Origin of the sequence: Myroides profundi, assembly GCF_000833025.1 — a bacterium.
Lineage (GTDB): Bacteria > Bacteroidota > Bacteroidia > Flavobacteriales > Flavobacteriaceae > Flavobacterium > Flavobacterium profundi_A.
This window is the reverse complement of sequence record NZ_CP010817.1, coordinates 2,671,593-2,689,078: the sequence shown is the minus strand read 5'-3', so window position 1 is coordinate 2,689,078 and position 17,486 is coordinate 2,671,593. Positions and strand designations below refer to the sequence as shown.

Below are 17,486 nucleotides of genomic sequence, written 5' to 3'. Positions count from 1 at the left end.
TAGATGAATATGAGCAAAACCTTTTTGTATAGTGAGATTGCAGAGAATATAGCTTCTCAGATTAGAAGTGGAAATATTAGAGAAGGAGAGAAGTTACCTTCCTTGCGTGGGTTATGCGCAGAATATGAGATTAGTATGAATACGGCAAGACGTGTTTTCTTAGAGTTAGAATCCCTGTCTTTGATTTATTCAAAACCTCAGAGTGGTTATTTTGTAAGTAAACTAAGTTATAAGAACTTACCTCTTCCTGAGGAGAGTAATCCCATTTTATTAGCTAATCACTGTGAACCTAATGATATTCTTCAAAAAGTATATGCTAATATAGGTAGAGAAGACCTCTTATTACTATCTTATACCGTGGCGTATGGAGATATGTTGCCTATTGCTAAATTAAAGAAAGAAATAGTACAAGCCACTAGAGACTTGCCTACTGGTGGGGTACAATACGAACGATTAGAAGGTAACGCCAATCTGAGGAGAATGATTGCTTTGCGATCTTCGGGTTGGGGCGCTAATCTTCACGAAGAAGATTTGATCACCACAAATGGAGGGATGAATGCAGTAGCTCTTTGTCTAACAGCATTGAGTAAACCTGGAGATACTGTTGCGATAGAAAGTCCTTGTTATCCTGGTATTCTACAATTAGCTTTAGGATTGGGGTTAAAGGTGTTTGAATTACCGACTAATCCTAATACAGGAATAAAAGTAGAAGCGCTAAGAGAGGTGGTCTCAGAAATAGATATTTGTATTTTAATCTCAAACTACAATACTCCTGTAGGGAGCTGTATGCCTGATGAGAACAAGAAAGAGGTAGTAGAGCTATTGGCACAGCACGATATTCCTTTGATAGAAGATGATGTATATGGGGATTTATGTTTTGAAGGCCATCGACCTACTTGCTGTAAGACATTCGATAAGACAGGAAATGTGCTTTGGTGTAGTTCTATCTCTAAAACACTAGCCCCTGGGTTTAGAGTAGGATGGGTAGCCCCTGGCAAGTATAAAGATAAAGTGCAAAATATCAAACTGATACAATCTATCTCTTCTTCTTCCTTAGAACAAGAAGCTGTGGCTAATTTCTTAAGGTCAGGGAAATACGATAAGCACTTGCGAAAATTAAGAAGGAAGCTATATCAGAATTATCAGAACTATGCTAGAGTTATTCAGCAGAGTTTTCCTAAGAATATTAAGATTAGCCAACCACAGGGTGGGTTGTCTTTATGGATAGAGTTTAGTGAAGAGATTGATACTATCGCGTTATATGATTTGGCGATGAAGAAAGGAATAAGTATAGCTCCTGGACGGATGTTCACTTTGCAAAATCAGTATAACAACTCCATGCGATTGTGTTTTGGCTTGCCTTGGGATGTACAATTAGAAGGCAAGATTAAACAGATAGGTTTATTAGCTAGACAATTGCAAAATCTAAAGACTGTTAATACAGAACAGGAATAGTTGAAAGGAAAAGGGGGAGTTGTAAATACACGTTGAAATAAAAGAGAAAAAAGTAATTTGAAAACTTATCTATCAAGAGAAAAAAATTACATTTGACTTAACTTAACCAACTATTATTTATGATTCCATTACACGATTTAATGCTGTTTGCGATAGCGGCAGTAGTCTTGGCTATTACTCCTGGGCCAAATATGTTATATCTTATTACGAGAACATTATCACAAGGCAAAAGAGCTGGGTTTATCTCTCTGATGGGAGTGATCTGCGGTTTTCTGTTTCATATTATATTAGTTTCTTTTGGATTGACGGCTATATTATTTACCATACCTTATGCCTATGCTATACTGAAGTGGACAGGTGCACTGTACTTAGTGTATTTGGCGTTTCAAGCGTTAAAACCTAATGCAAAGAATATATTTGATGTAGAACAAAGCGTTAAAGTAGATTCTCCAAGTAAGTTGTTCTCAATAGGTTTTTTAACGAATGTCTTGAATCCTAAGGTAGCGGTATTTTATCTCTCTTTGTTTCCCCAGTTTATTAAGCCAGCTTATGGATCTGTATTGTTACAGAGTTTAACATTAGGAACCACTCAACTACTAGTTAGTTTTATCAATAACTTCTTAATCGTTTTATTTGCAGCTAAGATGGCTTCTTTCTTTCAGAGACAACCTCTATGGGTAAAAGTACAGAAGTGGTTTATGGGGAGCGTATTGTTATTTTTAGCTTTTAAAATGGCTATTTCAAAGGGAAAATAGTGTTTCTGTTTTTAGGATTTAGTACTTTTAGCTCTGAACTAATCTAAAAACTAAAATTATGAGCATCAATAGAACGCGTACTTTCTCTTGGGAAGACCCTAATAAAACTTTAGAAGAGGCAAAGAAGTTAAATGGATATGAGTTTTTAATGCAGGTATTAGAAGGGAATTTACCGATGGCTCCTATACAAGAAACAATATCTTCTAGAGTAGTTTCTGTAGAAAAAGGACAGGTCATATTCGAACTAAAAGGAGAAGAGTTCCATTATAATCCAATAGGAAGTGTACATGGAGGTATCATTAGTACGGTATTAGATTCGGCAATAGGATGTTCTTTATTGAGTACCTTAGAGATTGGAGAAAGCTTTACCTCATTAGATTTAAAAGTGAATTTCTTGAGAAGAATAACTGCGGATACTCCTCCTTTAACTACGAAAACGAAGATTATCCATAAGGGGCGTACTACGGCTTACTTAGAATGTGAATTACTAGATGCAGAAGACAAATTATATGCACATGCTGTGTCCAACTGTATGATCTTTAGATAATATATTAGCCCACTAAATAAGTGGGCTTTTTTTGTGCTAATATTTCGCAGTGTAAATCAAGATTAGTTTTTGAAAATAGAATATCTTTCGTTTATAAATAATCTGTAATGAAAGAGTTATTATCTGATATACGTCAAACACTACAAGACTATGTAGACCCACAAAACATAGTGGTCTCTTCTCGTTTCTTTAAAGGAGATGAACAGCCTAAAGAGTATGGTGTGTCCAAAGAGATCTTAAATAAGATAGGAAAAGAACTATTTAATGACCTTAAAACAAAACCTAAAGAAGAAATATACTCACTATGTCAAGAATTGTGGAAATCACTTTATTTTGAAGAGGCTTATATCGCTTGTATAATAACAAAGCGATTACACCGTCACTACGAAGCTACAGATATGAAGTACTTTGGTCTGTGGTTGAATAAGTATGTTCAAAGCTGGGCAGATTGTGATACGCTCTGCTGTTCTACTATTGGGCCTTTATTCATAAAATATCCTTTAGAGATAGAACAGTTGACCTTATGGGCGACTTCACCTAATCGTTGGATGCGCAGAGGTGCAGCTGTAAGTCTAGTAGTGCCTGCTAGGAAAGGATTGTACTTAGAGAAAGTATTTGAATTAGCAATCTTGTTAATGAAAGATGAGGATGACCTAGTACAGAAAGGAACAGGTTGGATGCTAAAAGAGGCTAGTAAGTCACATCAGGCTGAAGTATATGAATTCATTATGCAGTATAAGGTAGTAATGTCTAGAACGACATTGCGCTATGCTATCGAAAAAATGCCTTTAGATTTAAAAGCAGAAGCGATGAAGAAATAACTTAGAAATAGAATAATCTAACAGAATAAGAAGAAAAAGGACACTTTCACAGGTGTCCTTTTTGTTTTTTTTGTATTTATAGGGCTAAAAATAGTATTAATTAAAACTTTTATGAAGTTTTTTTTAGTAAAAAATGAGATGACTTCAATTATTCGATTTTTGAACATAATAGAGTCTTTTAGGGGTGTTTTTAGATGAAAATAGAGTGAAATATATCTTTTTTTATTCAAAATATGCCTTTTTATGTCAAGCTAGTTATAGCAAGGTTTGACCATGTTTTAAAGACTGTTTTTGACAGCGTAATTACAGGTATTTGTTAAGTTATTTTAGTGGTGATGTTGAGTGTAATGTTATTTTTATATTTTATACTGAATTTGTTTGTTTTTTATTCTGAAAAACAATCTTTTTGTTGATTAAAATGTTGTGATAAATGGTTTTTATTGTTTGGTTGTGTTAAATCAATTTATATCTTTGACCCATAGATCAGAAACAAAAAGATGAAAAATTTAGTAAGCATTCTAGTGGTTCTAATTATTGTGATTGTGGTAAACACATTTGCACGGGAGTCGCTATGCTGATTTTTTCTATCTAGAGATAAAGAATATTTGAAGCCTCCCGTTATCGGGAGGCTTTTTTTATTTAAAGTATTTTGCAATTAAACTTCTCTAGTCGTTTCGCTATCAAGGATATATAACCAACCAAAAAATACAGTTATGAATGTATTGAACAAGTACAGTAGAGTAATCACACAAGATCAAACACAGCCAGCAGCACAGGCTATGCTCTATGGAATCGGACTGAGTGAAGAAGATTTAGATAAGGCACAGGTAGGAGTAGTGAGTATGGGCTATGAAGGTAATACTTGTAATATGCACCTAAACGATCTGGCAAAGTATGTAAAGCAAGGCGTCAAACAGAGTGGTCAAGTAGGGCTAATCTTCAACACTATCGGTGTGAGTGATGGTATTTCGAATGGTACAGAGGGTATGAAGTATTCTCTTGTATCTCGAGATATTATAGCAGACTCTATTGAGACTGTAGTTAATGCCCAGTGGTATGATTCTGTCATTGCTATCCCAGGTTGTGATAAGAATATGCCTGGTGCGATTATCGCGATGGGGCGACTAAATAGACCAGCTATTATGGTATATGGTGGTACTATACACTCTGGAAAATACAAGGGAGAATCACTAAATATCGTCTCTGCTTTTGAGGCCTTAGGCAAGAAGTTTAGCAACTCTATTTCAGAAGAAGATTACAAAGGGGTGATTAAGAATGCTTGTCCTGGTGCAGGAGCCTGTGGAGGGATGTACACAGCCAATACTATGGCATCTGCGATAGAAGCTCTTGGGATGAGTTTACCTCATAGTTCTTCTTATCCTGCTTTAAGTGCGGAGAAGAAACAGGAGTGCTTAGAAGTAGGACAAGCTTTGAGAAACCTATTAGAGAAAGATATCAAACCATCAGATATTATGACTAGAGAAGCATTTGAGAATGCGATGACGATGGTGATTACATTAGGAGGGTCTACCAATGCTGTACTTCACTTAATTGCGATGGCACATGCTGTAGACATTGAGATTACCCTAAAGGACTTTCAAGAGATTAGTGATAGAGTACCTGTCTTAGCAGATCTTAAACCTAGTGGAAAGTATCTCATGGAAGATTTGCACAAAATAGGAGGGGTACCTGCTATTATGAAACACCTGTTAGAGCAAGGATTATTACATGGAGATTGTCTTACAGTAACAGGCAAGACAGTAAGAGAAAATCTAAGTCTAGCAAAAGACCTTACAGCAGATCAAGATATCATCGTCGATGTAGCCAATCCGATTAAGGAAAGTGGACACTTACAGTTTCTCTATGGCAATCTAGCAGAGAAAGGAAGTGTAGCCAAGATCAGTGGGAAGGAAGGAACGTTCTTTAAGGGTAAAGCAAGAGTATTCGATGATGAGTATGCAGTTATCGCAAGTGTATCAGCTCAAGAAGTGCAGCCAGGAGAAGTAATCGTTATCCGATACTGTGGGCCTAAGGGAGGTCCAGGAATGCCAGAGATGCTTAAACCTACCTCTGCAATTATGGGAGCAGGATTGGGCAAGAGTGTTGCTCTTATCACAGATGGTCGTTTTTCAGGAGGTACACATGGTTTCGTAGTAGGGCATATTACTCCTGAAGCGTATGATGGAGGTACAATTGCATTAGTAGAGAATGGAGATATCATCAGTATTGATGTAGAGAATAGAAAGCTTGAACTATTAGTAGATCAGAAGGTATTAGAAGCCCGTAGAGAAAAGTGGCAAAAGCCAGCACTAAAGTTTAAAAAAGGAGTGTTGTACAAATACTCAAACTGTGTGGCAGATGCATCAGAGGGATGTATTACTGATGGAATTGAGCGCCCTTCGGGGAATTAAGAATTTAAAATTAGGAATTAGGAATGTTTGGCTAGGGCATTTATTATTATTTCATTCTGTAGGTCATGTAGAGACGCATTTAGCCCGCACGCCTCCTGTCTCATTCACTAAAAATGTCTACTAGACATTTTCTTAACGTTCTGTCCTGTGTCACAGGGAATGGGAAACAGAAAATAGTAAAGTCAGGAGAATACACGTCACGGATTAAAAATCCGCGCCATCACAACATCACGATATCACGTCATCACAAAAAAAACAACATCACAAAAAAACGAATACATAAAAACACAAAATATGCAACAAGAAAAATTAACAGGAGCACAAGCAGTAATCTCTTCTTTGTTGTGTGAAGGAGTAGAGACAATATTCGGGTACCCAGGTGGAGCCATAATGCCAATCTATGACGCTCTTTATGACAAGATGGATGAATTAGAACACATCTTAGTACGTCATGAACAAGGGGCAATACACGCTGCACAAGGATTTGCACGAGCTTCTGGAAAAGTAGGAGTAGTCTTTGCTACCTCAGGACCAGGGGCAACTAATTTGATTACAGGATTAGCAGATGCCTATATTGATTCAACACCTGTGGTGTGCATTATAGGACAGGTAACATCTCAATTATTAGGAACAGATGCTTTTCAGGAAACAGATGTAATAGGTATTTCGATGCCGATTACCAAGTGGAACTATCAAGTGACTAAGGCTTCAGAGATAGCACCTACTATTGCCAAAGCATTTTATTTAGCGAAGTCTGGAAGACCTGGACCTGTCGTGATTGATATCACAAAGGATGCTCAGTTTGGAATGACTGCTTTTGAATATAAACCATGTTCTGAGGTGAGAAGTTATGTTCCAGAACCTTCAGTTGATTTAGAACGCTTTCACCAAGCAGCTGATTTAATTAATAAGGCAAAAAAACCTTATTTGTTAGTAGGACAGGGAGTATTATTAAGTCATGCAGAACAAGAGTTAAAAGCCTTTGTAGAAAAGACAGATATACCCACTGCTTCCACGCTTTTAGGTTTAGGAGCATTGCCTAGTAATCATAGTCATTTCTGTGGAATGCTTGGAATGCATGGTGATTATGCAGCGAATATAAAGACAAATGAGTGCGATGTATTAATCGCTATAGGAATGCGCTTTGATGATAGGGTAACTGGGGATGTATCTCGATATGCAAAGCAAGCTAAGGTTATTCATATTGATATAGATGCAGCAGAGTTAAATAAGATTATTAAGGCAGATATCGGCATACGAAGTGATGCTAAAAAAGCACTAAATACTTTGATTGAACTAGTAGAGCAACGTACTCATAAGGATTGGCTTTCTGAGTTTAAACAAGGCAAAGAATATGAAGTAGAACAGTTGAAAGTTCACAAACAGCAAGTCAATGCAGACAAGATCATGATGGAGGATGCTGTTAAGTTATTGACAGAATTGACTAAAGGGGAAGTTGTCATTGTAACGGATGTAGGACAACATCAGATGATAACAGCCCGTCATTATGAGTATAATTCTCCTAAGACGAATATCACTTCTGGAGGATTGGGAACAATGGGGTTTGCGCTTCCTGCTGCAGTAGGTGCTAAACTAGGCAATCCTGAACAAACGGTAGTTGCGATAGCAGGGGATGCGGGTTTTCAGATGAATATTCAAGAACTAGGTACAATTATGCAAAGTAATATAGGGGTGAAGATGATTATTCTAAACAACAGCTTTTTAGGTATGGTAAGACAGTGGCAGCAGATGTTCTTTGAGAAGAGGTATAGTTTTACAGAGATGAACAACCCTAATTTCGTAGGTATTGCACAATCGTATACTATAGAAGCTAACCGTGTAGAACAGCGTCAAGATCTGAGAGAGGCATTAGAAAAAATGCTTGCTCATCCTGGAGCTTATCTATTAGAAATAGTAGTAGAGAAGGAAGAAAATGTATATCCAATGATTCCAACAGGAGCAAGTGTTTCTGATGTATTATTAAATTAAAAGGCAAGGATTATGAAAGAGGAATTCACATTGTCAGTTTTTACTGAAAATAGTATTGGGATGCTGACGAGAATAACCAATGTTTTTACGCGTAGACATATTAATCTAGATAGTCTTACAGTATCAGAATCTGAGGTAAAACAGGTTTTTAAATACACCGTAGTATTTAAAAGTACACAAGAGCAAGTCGATAAATTGATTGGTCAGTTAGAGCGATTAGTAGAGGTGTTTAAGGTATTTGCACATAAGAATAGCGATATTATTTACCAAGAGTTAGCACTTTATAAAGTAAAGACAAATTTATTGTCTAATACCCAAGTAGAACAAATTATTAGAGAGAGTCAAGCTAGAATATTATCAGTAGATAAAGATTTTATAGCCATAGAGAAGACAGGGTATATAGAAGAAATAGAGAACCTTTTTACTCAGTTGTCTAATTATGGAGTACTAGAGTTTACTCGCTCTGGTAGAGTAGCGATTACGAAGCCAATGAAGTATGAAGAGCTTCCTTTAATTAGAAATTAAGAATGTTTACCCTTCGGGGAATTAAGAATTAAGTTTTTAACCAATATCACAAAAAAACAAAGTTTGATGGCGCGGATTTGCAATCCGTGACAATACAAATACAAAAAAAACAAAATCACAAAAAAATATAAAAAATGGGACAAATTAATTTTGGAGGTACACTAGAGAATGTAGTGACTAGAGAAGAATTTACATTAGATAAAGCAAGAGAAGTATTAAAGAATGAAGTGTTGGCTGTTATTGGTTATGGAGTACAAGGACCAGGACAGGCACAGAATCTAAGAGATAATAAGATCAATGTGATCGTAGGGCAACGCAAGGATTCTACTAGTTGGGACAAGGCAGTAGCTGATGGATGGGTAGAAGGAGAAACGCTATTTGATATTGAAGAAGCTTGCCAACGTGGTACGATTATCATGAACCTACTATCAGATGCAGGACAAATCCATACATGGGAGGCAGTTAAAGGTAATCTATCAGCAGGTAAAGCATTGTATTTTTCTCATGGCTTTGGAGTAGCTTTTCATCAGAAAACGAATATTATTCCACCAGCAGGAGTAGATGTTTTTTTAGTAGCACCGAAAGGGTCAGGTACATCTTTACGTACATTGTTTTTAGAAGGATGTGGATTAAACTCGAGCTATGCTATTTTCCAAGATGCTACAGGTAGAGCTCAGGAGAGAGCTTTAGCCGTAGGTATTGCTATTGGTTCAGGTTATTTGTTTGAAACAACATTTGAGCGAGAAGCTTATAGTGATTTGACAGGAGAACGAGGAGTGTTAATGGGAGCTATTGCAGGTATTTTTGAAGCGCAATATAATGTACTAAGAGCAAAAGGACATACACCTAGCGAAGCATTTAATGAGACAGTAGAAGAGTTGACACAGAGTTTAATGCCTTTAGTAGCAGATCGAGGAATGGACTGGATGTATGCTAATTGTTCTACTACAGCACAGCGAGGAGCACTAGATTGGAAAGATAAGTTTAGAGATGCTACTACTCCTGTATTTAAAGAATTATATGAGAGTGTAGCTTCAGGAAGAGAGGCAGAGATTGTGATTAAGGCAAATAGTGAGAAAGACTATAGAGCTAAGTTAGAAGAAGAGTTAAAAGAATTAAGAGAGAGCGAACTTTGGCAAACAGGCGCTGAGGTAAGAAAACTAAGACCATCCCAATCATGAACTTATTGACAAAAGTATATCAAGCACAACAAAATATTGCACGAGTCGTCACCCAGACTCCTTTAATAAAAAACCTAAACCTAAGTACAGTATATCAGGCAGATATCTATTTAAAAAGAGAAGATTTGCAACCTGTACGCTCTTATAAACTGAGAGGGGCATATAATAAGGTTACTACACTTACTCCAGATGAGCAGTTTGGAGGTGTGGTATGCGCTAGTGCGGGAAATCACGCGCAAGGAGTTGCTTTTGCTTGTCATCATTTAGATATTCACGCAACGATATTTATGCCGATTACTACTCCTAAACAGAAGATTAATCAGGTTAAACTCTTTGGTAAAGATAAAGTGGATATCGTTTTAAGAGGAGATACATTTGACGCGTGTTATGCAGAAGCAAGCTTGTATTGTAAAGAGAATAAAGCTGTGTTTATTCATCCTTTTGATGATGAAGAGGTAATCGCAGGACAGGGTACTGTAGCATTAGAAGTATTACAGGCTATGAAAGAACCTATTGATTATGTGTTTGTCCCTATTGGAGGAGGAGGTTTAGCAGCAGGAGTCAGTACTGTATTTAAACATTTAAGCCCACATACTCATATAGTAGGAGTAGAACCAGCAGGAGCAGCATCTATGCAGACTTCTATCCAAGAGAATGTGAATACGGCATTAAATACAGTAGACACTTTTGTAGATGGGGCTGCTGTTAAGCGAGTTGGAGATTTAAACTTTGCTATCTGTAAAGAGAGTTTACACGATGTAATAACAGTAGCCGAAGGAAAGGTATGTACTACTATTCTCAAGCTTTATAATGAAGAAGCACTAGTGGTAGAACCAGCTGGAGCCTTGAGTATAGCTGCTCTTGATTTGTATAAAGATAAATTGGTGGGTAAAAAGGTGGTCTGTGTAGTAAGTGGAAGTAATAACGATATTACTCGTACAGAAGAGATAAAAGAACGCTCACTCTTATATGAAGGGCTAAAGCATTATTTCATCGTTAACTTTCCACAACGCCCAGGAGCATTAAAGGAGTTTGTGAATGAAGTACTCGGGGAAGATGATGATATCACTTATTTTCAGTTTTCCAAAAAGAATAATAGAGAAAGAGGCCCTGCGGTAGTAGGGATAGAATTAGCCAACAGACTCGATTATGATCATCTGATTAAACAATTAGAGAAACATAATTTTAATTATCAGTATTTAAATGATAATGAAGCACTATTTACTCATTTAGTTGGCTAGTAGATTTCTTTATAAATGACTTGATTAGTAAGTCAGCATTGAATAGGTTCCGATTGTTTCTCGGAACCTATTTTATTTTAGAATAGAGTTGTTGTCAAGAGTAGTTGTATAAGACAGATAGTACTTAGTGATTTAGGTATAACTTTAGAATGAATGAAAGATTTCAGGAGTAGAATTGTTTTGTAGTATTTGGTTGATGGGCATTCTAAGTTTAAATTAGTAGACTGAAAAATAAGCCTTATTCGTTATGAGACAAAGTACAGAACAATGTATTATAGATTTACAACAACTAGAAACTCCTATCGGTACTATCGTGGTCTGTGCTACAGATAAGGGAATTTGTTTATTAGAGTTTGCTGATATAGAGGGAATACAGAAGGAGTATGATCATCTTAGTAAAGAGAAGAATGCCGTGATTGTACCTGGAGAGAACAGACATATTACCCTGTTGAAAGAGGAGTTGAAGAAGTACTTTGAAGGAGAACTGATTACTTTTAGTGTTGCTTTAGATCTAATAGGAACAGCATTCCAACAACAGGTGTGGCATGGGCTTCTTCATATCCCTTATGGAGAAACAAAGTCTTATAAAGAACAATCGGAATATCTACAGATTCCTAAGAGTATCAGAGCTGTAGCGAATGCGAATGGAATGAATAGAATAGCTATTATCATCCCATGCCATCGAATAATAGGTACTGATGGTAGCCTGACAGGCTATAGAGGAGGGATTTGGAGAAAGAAATTCTTATTAGAACTAGAGAATAAAGATTATAATGCAGGTAATCAATTGACTTTAGAATTCTAATGTTTAGATATAAGAATTGATGTTTTTTTATCAATTGTCTCCTTCATACGAAGAGCATATAGGGGGATAAAATATTTTTACAATTTAATGAATAGTAACATAAGAACCATTTTTTGTATAAAAACAACAATAAATAGTACGAATTTAAATATTGTTGTTATATAATGTAGTTTGTGCCTTTATTGTTAATAGTATTTGTATTGAGTGTTTTATGTGTTAAATATTTGAATAGTATAAGAAAAAGCTGTTTGTGAGTTGTTTGTTTTTTTGTTCCTTTCGGGCATAAAAAAATAAACACTATGAAAGATTCAATTCGTAAAACAAGTAAAATTATTGCATTAGCACTATTTTTAGCAGTAGGTGCAGTATCATGTAGCAGTAGTTCAGATGATCCTACAGGTAATGATATGTTTGCAGGTCAGTATTTAGGAAAAGTTAGCTTTGTAGAAGGAGATAAAAAAATCAATAACGATAAGGGAAGCTTAGAAGTACTAAAAAAATCAAATGAAGAAGTATATGTTACTTTTTCGGATAAAATTCCAAGTATTAGAGGAGTGAAGTTTGAAAGTAAAGAAAACGGTACAATACAAAATGTAGGTGCTACAGAAAGTAACTATATTCGTATCAATGCAAAAACTGTTTCTATCAAATTTGAACAAGAAGGTAAAACATGGAATGCTGAAGGGAAACGTAATTAATTAGATTACTTCTCTTTATCAAGTATTAGTTGATATTAAAGAAAGAAGCTACAGTGATGTAGCTTCTTTTTTTTGGCATTTAATAAGGATATTTTGGTTTGTCATATTTTGAATAGAAGTGATCTATACTCTAAAATAGCTATAATTAATCGCAAAAGTGTATGGGTAAGAATTGTAAATTAGTCTTATCAATTTTAAGAATTTGTATTGTGATAAAGATGTTTTTAAGTTCCTCATTCTGTGATGTTGTTAGCCTATTTAGTGACTTTGCAATTGAAGAGGTGAAAGGAAAAAAGGTAACCTTTATACCTACTGCGAGTATAGTAGAAGAATATGTTGGTCATGTAGAGAATGACAAAAGAGCTTTCGAAAGTTTAGGGATCATCGTAGATGTATTAGAGTTAAGTACAGCAAGCAATAACGTAATTAAAGAAAAAATCACTACCAATGATTATATCTTTGTTTCAGGAGGTAATTCTTTCTATTTGTTACAAATATTAAAAGAAACAGGTGCTGATCAGTTGATTAAAGAACAAGTGTCTAATGGAAAGTTATACATAGGAACTTCTGCAGGTAGTGTCGTGATGTGTCCTGATATTCAATATATAGAAGCAATGGATGACAAATCATTTGCCCCTAAGCTGACAGAATACAAGGCGATGGGAATGATAGATCAATATCCTTTAGTGCATTATGGATGTGAACCTTTTACAGCAGTAGCAGAACAAGTATACCAAGAGTATAAAGATAAATTGCCTTTAGTATTGTTAACTAATCATCAAGTAATAACTGTTCGAGGAGGAGAATTAGGGGTATTGACTGTATAAGCTGTCATTAATTGAATATCGTCAGTATTTGTATCTAGCTCTTTGATTACTGAAAGTGTAAATAGAGAATTAGAACTACATTTGTGTACAAACCAATCGGTAGAGGTTTAAGTTTAACGTAATTGTACTAAAAAGAGACTTTCACTAGTCTCTTTTTTTATTCCTTTTAAGATTTTTCGTTCTTATATCGTTGTACAGCTATTACAGTATGAGACACTTGGGGCTATTTAAGTTTAATCACAGATGCTTATTCTCATAAAATAATGGGCTATAGTTTTAGTTTAGATTTAACTACTAATGGATGCTTACAAGCCTTGAAAATGGCATTAAAGAACAGGATTTATACAGAGAAACTTATTCATCATTCAGATCGAGGATGTCAATACTGCAGTAGTGTTTATACTAAAATACTGATAGAAAACAACATATCTATTAGTACAACACAAGGTGGTGAACCAAGAGATAATGCAATAGCTGAGCGTGTAAATGGTATAATTAAGGGTGAATTTGATTTAAACTATTCAAGTTTAGGTTATCAAAAAACGATTGATAAAATTAAGAATAGTATAGAAGCTTATAACCAAATTAGACCTCATGATAGTTGTGATAGGTTAACTCCAAATCAAGCTCATTTAAAGACAGGTATTCTAACTAAGAGATGGAAGAATTATTACAAGACTAATAAACAAAAACAACAACCTGTACAGTAATAAAAGGATTAATAAAAATCTGTACAGTATTAAGTAGGATTATTAACTATAGCTGTACAGTTATAGTAGGACGAGACAAGTTTTAGTCGCCTTGAGTCCGTAGTGAGTCCGTTATGAGTCCGTAGTGAGTCCGTTAAATAGATAGAAATAACGGAGTCATGATAGACTTATAGAAGACTTAGTATTGAAATATGTCAAGGCAAATAGAATTGAGAGTACAACAAGAGTAAAATCTACTTACAGCTGACTAGATAAGTCCAACATTGTAAATAAGGTAATAGGAGTACTTAAACTATATATCAGAGTAATAATTAATCGATTAGATTTAAATAATAGAAGAGAACTTATTCTTTTAAGAGTTGACCTAATACCGTTTTTTTATAAGTCTCTCCTATAGGGATGATGGCCTTATCTATATATAGTCTATTGCGCTCTATAGTATCTAAGTGTTGTTTGTTGATAATAAAGGATTTATGTACACGGATAAATAGGTGACTAGGTAGCTTATCTTCCATCTCCTTTAAAGTACATAGTGTGATAAGACGTTCGTTCACGAGATGTAATGCCAAATAATCTTTTAACCCTTCTATGTATTTTAAATCATTAAAGAGTACTTTGATATGTTTACCATCTGTTTTGATAAATAAGTGATTCTCTTGATCTATTTTTGGAGGAGTTGTCACTATATTATTCTGTTGTATAATGGGAGATGCCTTCTGTATACTTTTAAAGAATCTCTCATAGGTAATCGGTTTTAATAGATAATCGATTACATTGTGCTCATACCCTTCTAATGCGTATTGGTTATAGGCTGAGGTGATGATGAAGTAGGTCTTTCTACCCAGTAGATTCATGATTTGCAACCCTGTTAGTTCAGGCATTTGTATATCGATGAAGCACAAGTCTACGTCTAACTGTTGTAATTCAGTTAAAGCTGTTAATGCAGAAGTAGAACTCCCGACTAGCTCTAGCTGAGGAGACTTCTGTACATAATCGCTTAGTAAGGCTACCGCTAAGGGCTCATCATCTAGTATATAGCATCGGATAGTACTCATAATTCAATGGATAGTTGGCAAGTAAAGATATTCTCTTCTTCTGTAATATTCAAGGTATGTTTATTCGGAAATTGTAAATCTAAGCGTTTATGGATATTGGCTAGACCTATTCCACTAGTTTTATCCTTGTTATAATTGTTAGTCTTGTTCTGAGTATGTATTTCAAGTAGGTTATTGTGCTGTTTAATCGTAATTGTAAAAGGATGTTCTTGATCTGTCAATATTCCATGTTTAAAACCATTTTCGATAAAAGGCAATAGCAATAATGGAGGAATGAGTAGACTAGGGTTTTCTATATCGATATACACGATTATATTCGTCTGCCCTGCGATACGCATCTTCTCTAGGTCAATAAAATCTTGTATATAGTTGATTTCTTTTTGAAGTTCTATGTGATCTGTATCCGTTTCATAAGTCATGTATCGCATGAGTTGACTTAGTTTATCTATAGCAGGAAGCGCCTGTTCAGACTTCTGATAGACTAAAGAATAGATATTATTTAGTGTATTAAAGACGAAATGAGGATTTATCTGTGATTTTAAAAAACGCAATTCTACTTCATTCTTTTCTTGTTTTATGATCTGATTTAATTGTAGACTGCGTACTAAGTGGATAATAATGTAAGTAACTGAAGCAATAAAGATAGGAGCTAGGCTGAAGTAGATATTGTCAAAAATATAGTACCATGTAGGTGTACCTACGAAGTAATTCTGTATACCCCATATCCAGACAGTAAGTAGTTGTTCTATAAAAGCTCTTATAACAACAAAAAACACAAATGATATAGCCCAACCTAAGAATACTCTCTTCCAACTAAATTTCTGTATAATACGCGGCATTATAAACAAATAATGAAAGTAAAAGATGGTTGCGAATATGATTATAAATGTATTATTAAATAAGGAGAAGTCTGTAAAACTAAAGAAATAAGGAGCTTTATAATCAACATGTACATATCTAGTATAAATGATAATAAGCCATAAAATTAGGTGTAATTGTATTTCTTTTTTTCTAGATAGCACTTCTATAGGTTGCATATATAATGTTTTTGTAAATCTATAAAAACTTAGTTTTTAAATAAAGAGTGTTCATCGGATAAAATAGAGTGTTGGTCGAAAAAGTAAAAAGAGAAAGCGCCTACTATTTCATCTTTGTCCTGTAATCAAAAGAATATTTAAAAGAAGTTTAAGGAAACTGAAAATAGGGAAGTCGGGGAGAATATACGTTACGAATCACAAAAAAACAGAACCACAAAAAAACAAACAATTATGAAAACTAAATTATTCAGTTTATTAGCGATGTGCTTATTAGGAGGACAAATAGTAAATGCTCAAATAAATGAGGACCTAAAATTAGAGAAACGTATTCCTGTATTGAATATGGGAACTTTTCATATGGGATTTACATCAGATTCAAATAAGACTGAATTTGATGAGAATGACGCTAAGAATAAAGCGATGGTACACGAAGTGGCAAGAGCCATAGCAGAGTTTAAACCTACGGTAATTGTATTAGAGCAAAAGGCAAATACTATGGACGTTTTAAATGAATTATACCAATCGTATATAAAAGATCCTAATATAAAAATAGTTGACCCTAATGAAGTTCATTTATTGGGATTTGAATTAGGAAGATTAGCAGGAGTGAAGAAATTATACGGTATAGATTATAGTAAAGGATATAACTATATGGTAAATAAAAATATCCCTGAGTATAATGACAAAGCGTTATATGAGGATTATATAAACGTTGTTTTAAGACAATTAAGAGCTAGTGATGAAGGTTCTAATGTGCAAAAGATGTTATATAATACGAATACAAAGAAATCATTAGATGCTTATATCAATCTGAATGCTGATATGCTGACTCATGTGTCTTCACCAGGCAAGTCTGAAGGAGCAGATGAAGCTGCAAAGTACTATCACCGTAACTTAATTATGTATTCTAACCTAAATCAGATACCATTAACTGAGAATGATAGAGTATTTATCTTAATGGGTGCATCTCATACAGCATTCTTTAATATGTGGTTAGAGCGCAGTCCTAAGTACGAATTAGTAAATACACTAGACTATCTAGAGAAGTTTAAGTAATTAATTAAGAGTTTTGTACATCCGTCACATAATGTAGAGACGCATTTAGCCCGCACGCCTCCTGTCTCATTCACTAAAAATGTCTACTAGACATTTTCTTAACGTTCTGTCCTGTGTCACAGGGAATACGTCACGGATTAAAAATCCGCGCCATCAGCGTAACGATTTAAGCTGTGTAAGAATCGCTCAAAGTCGGGAGACTTTGCGCAGCGAGGGTTTTGTACATCCGTCACATAATGTAGAGACGCATTATTATGCGTGTCACAGGGAATACGTCACGGATTAAAAATCCGCGCCATCAGCGAGGCACATCCGCCATATAATGTAGAGACGCATTATTATGCGTGTCACAGGAAATAGGAAAGTCAGGAGA

The 17,486-nt window shown here is 35.1% G+C and carries 15 protein-coding genes and 1 pseudogene; 14 read left to right on the top strand and 2 right to left on the bottom strand.

Annotated elements, in window-relative coordinates:
* Positions 1 to 3 precede the first annotated feature (3 nt).
* The 13 genes and pseudogenes from MPR_RS11855 to MPR_RS11795 all read left to right on the top strand — a co-directional run.
* Positions 4 to 1,455: an aminotransferase-like domain-containing protein gene (locus tag MPR_RS11855; RefSeq protein ID WP_041892865.1), complete on the top strand. Its 1,452-nt coding sequence runs from the start codon at positions 4 to 6 to the stop codon at positions 1,453 to 1,455.
* 119 nt (positions 1,456 to 1,574) lie between these two features.
* Positions 1,575 to 2,210, top strand: coding sequence for a LysE family translocator (locus tag MPR_RS11850; RefSeq protein ID WP_041892863.1), 636 nt, complete (start codon positions 1,575 to 1,577; stop codon positions 2,208 to 2,210).
* Positions 2,211 to 2,268: 58 nt separating this feature from the next.
* Entirely contained in the window at positions 2,269 to 2,757 is a 489-nt protein-coding gene (locus tag MPR_RS11845) for a PaaI family thioesterase (RefSeq protein ID WP_041892862.1), read from the top strand.
* Between the two features lie 107 nt (positions 2,758 to 2,864).
* The gene (locus MPR_RS11840) at positions 2,865 to 3,578 is read left to right on the top strand and encodes a DNA alkylation repair protein (protein WP_041892860.1); all 714 of its coding nucleotides are present in this window, start codon (positions 2,865 to 2,867) and stop codon (positions 3,576 to 3,578) included.
* Between the two features lie 713 nt (positions 3,579 to 4,291).
* Complete coding sequence (gene ilvD, locus MPR_RS11835; RefSeq protein ID WP_041892858.1) at positions 4,292 to 5,989, top strand: dihydroxy-acid dehydratase; 1,698 nt, start codon at positions 4,292 to 4,294, stop codon at positions 5,987 to 5,989.
* A 294-nt stretch (positions 5,990 to 6,283) separates the two neighbouring features.
* Positions 6,284 to 7,978, top strand: a complete 1,695-nt coding sequence (ilvB, locus tag MPR_RS11830) for a biosynthetic-type acetolactate synthase large subunit (RefSeq protein WP_041892855.1) — start codon at positions 6,284 to 6,286, stop codon at positions 7,976 to 7,978.
* 12 nt (positions 7,979 to 7,990) lie between these two features.
* The gene (gene ilvN, locus MPR_RS11825) at positions 7,991 to 8,503 is read left to right on the top strand and encodes an acetolactate synthase small subunit (RefSeq protein ID WP_041892853.1); all 513 of its coding nucleotides are present in this window, start codon (positions 7,991 to 7,993) and stop codon (positions 8,501 to 8,503) included.
* 134 nt (positions 8,504 to 8,637) lie between these two features.
* Entirely contained in the window at positions 8,638 to 9,684 is a 1,047-nt protein-coding gene (ilvC, locus tag MPR_RS11820; RefSeq protein WP_041892851.1) for a ketol-acid reductoisomerase, read from the top strand.
* Positions 9,681 to 10,925, top strand: coding sequence for a threonine ammonia-lyase IlvA (gene ilvA / locus MPR_RS11815; RefSeq protein WP_041892849.1), 1,245 nt, complete (start codon positions 9,681 to 9,683; stop codon positions 10,923 to 10,925). Before ilvC ends, ilvA begins: the two co-directional genes overlap by 4 nt.
* A gap of 247 nt (positions 10,926 to 11,172) precedes the next feature.
* The gene (locus MPR_RS11810) at positions 11,173 to 11,730 is read left to right on the top strand and encodes a methylated-DNA--[protein]-cysteine S-methyltransferase (RefSeq protein ID WP_041892848.1); all 558 of its coding nucleotides are present in this window, start codon (positions 11,173 to 11,175) and stop codon (positions 11,728 to 11,730) included.
* A 299-nt stretch (positions 11,731 to 12,029) separates the two neighbouring features.
* Entirely contained in the window at positions 12,030 to 12,428 is a 399-nt protein-coding gene (locus tag MPR_RS11805) for a hypothetical protein (RefSeq protein WP_041892846.1), read from the top strand.
* A gap of 218 nt (positions 12,429 to 12,646) precedes the next feature.
* Entirely contained in the window at positions 12,647 to 13,255 is a 609-nt protein-coding gene (locus MPR_RS11800; protein WP_041892844.1) for a Type 1 glutamine amidotransferase-like domain-containing protein, read from the top strand.
* A gap of 230 nt (positions 13,256 to 13,485) precedes the next feature.
* A pseudogene (locus tag MPR_RS11795) lies at positions 13,486 to 13,965 on the top strand (transposase); the annotation flags it as partial.
* A gap of 344 nt (positions 13,966 to 14,309) precedes the next feature.
* On the opposite strand, the gene MPR_RS11790 reads toward MPR_RS11795, so the two are convergent.
* A complete protein-coding gene (locus MPR_RS11790; RefSeq protein WP_041892842.1) occupies positions 14,310 to 15,020 on the bottom strand; it encodes a LytR/AlgR family response regulator transcription factor in 711 nt (236 codons plus the stop codon).
* Positions 15,017 to 16,057 carry a sensor histidine kinase gene (locus MPR_RS11785; protein WP_041892839.1) on the bottom strand — a complete coding sequence of 347 codons (1,041 nt, stop codon included), beginning with the start codon at positions 16,055 to 16,057 and terminating at the stop codon, positions 15,017 to 15,019. The genes MPR_RS11790 and MPR_RS11785 overlap by 4 nt, the downstream gene beginning before the upstream one ends.
* Before the next feature lie 231 nt (positions 16,058 to 16,288).
* Here MPR_RS11785 and MPR_RS11780 point away from each other — a divergent pair, with 231 nt between their 5' ends.
* Positions 16,289 to 17,113 (top strand): DUF5694 domain-containing protein, encoded by an 825-nt coding sequence (locus MPR_RS11780; protein WP_041892837.1) that lies wholly within the window; start codon positions 16,289 to 16,291, stop codon positions 17,111 to 17,113.
* Positions 17,114 to 17,486 lie beyond the last annotated feature (373 nt).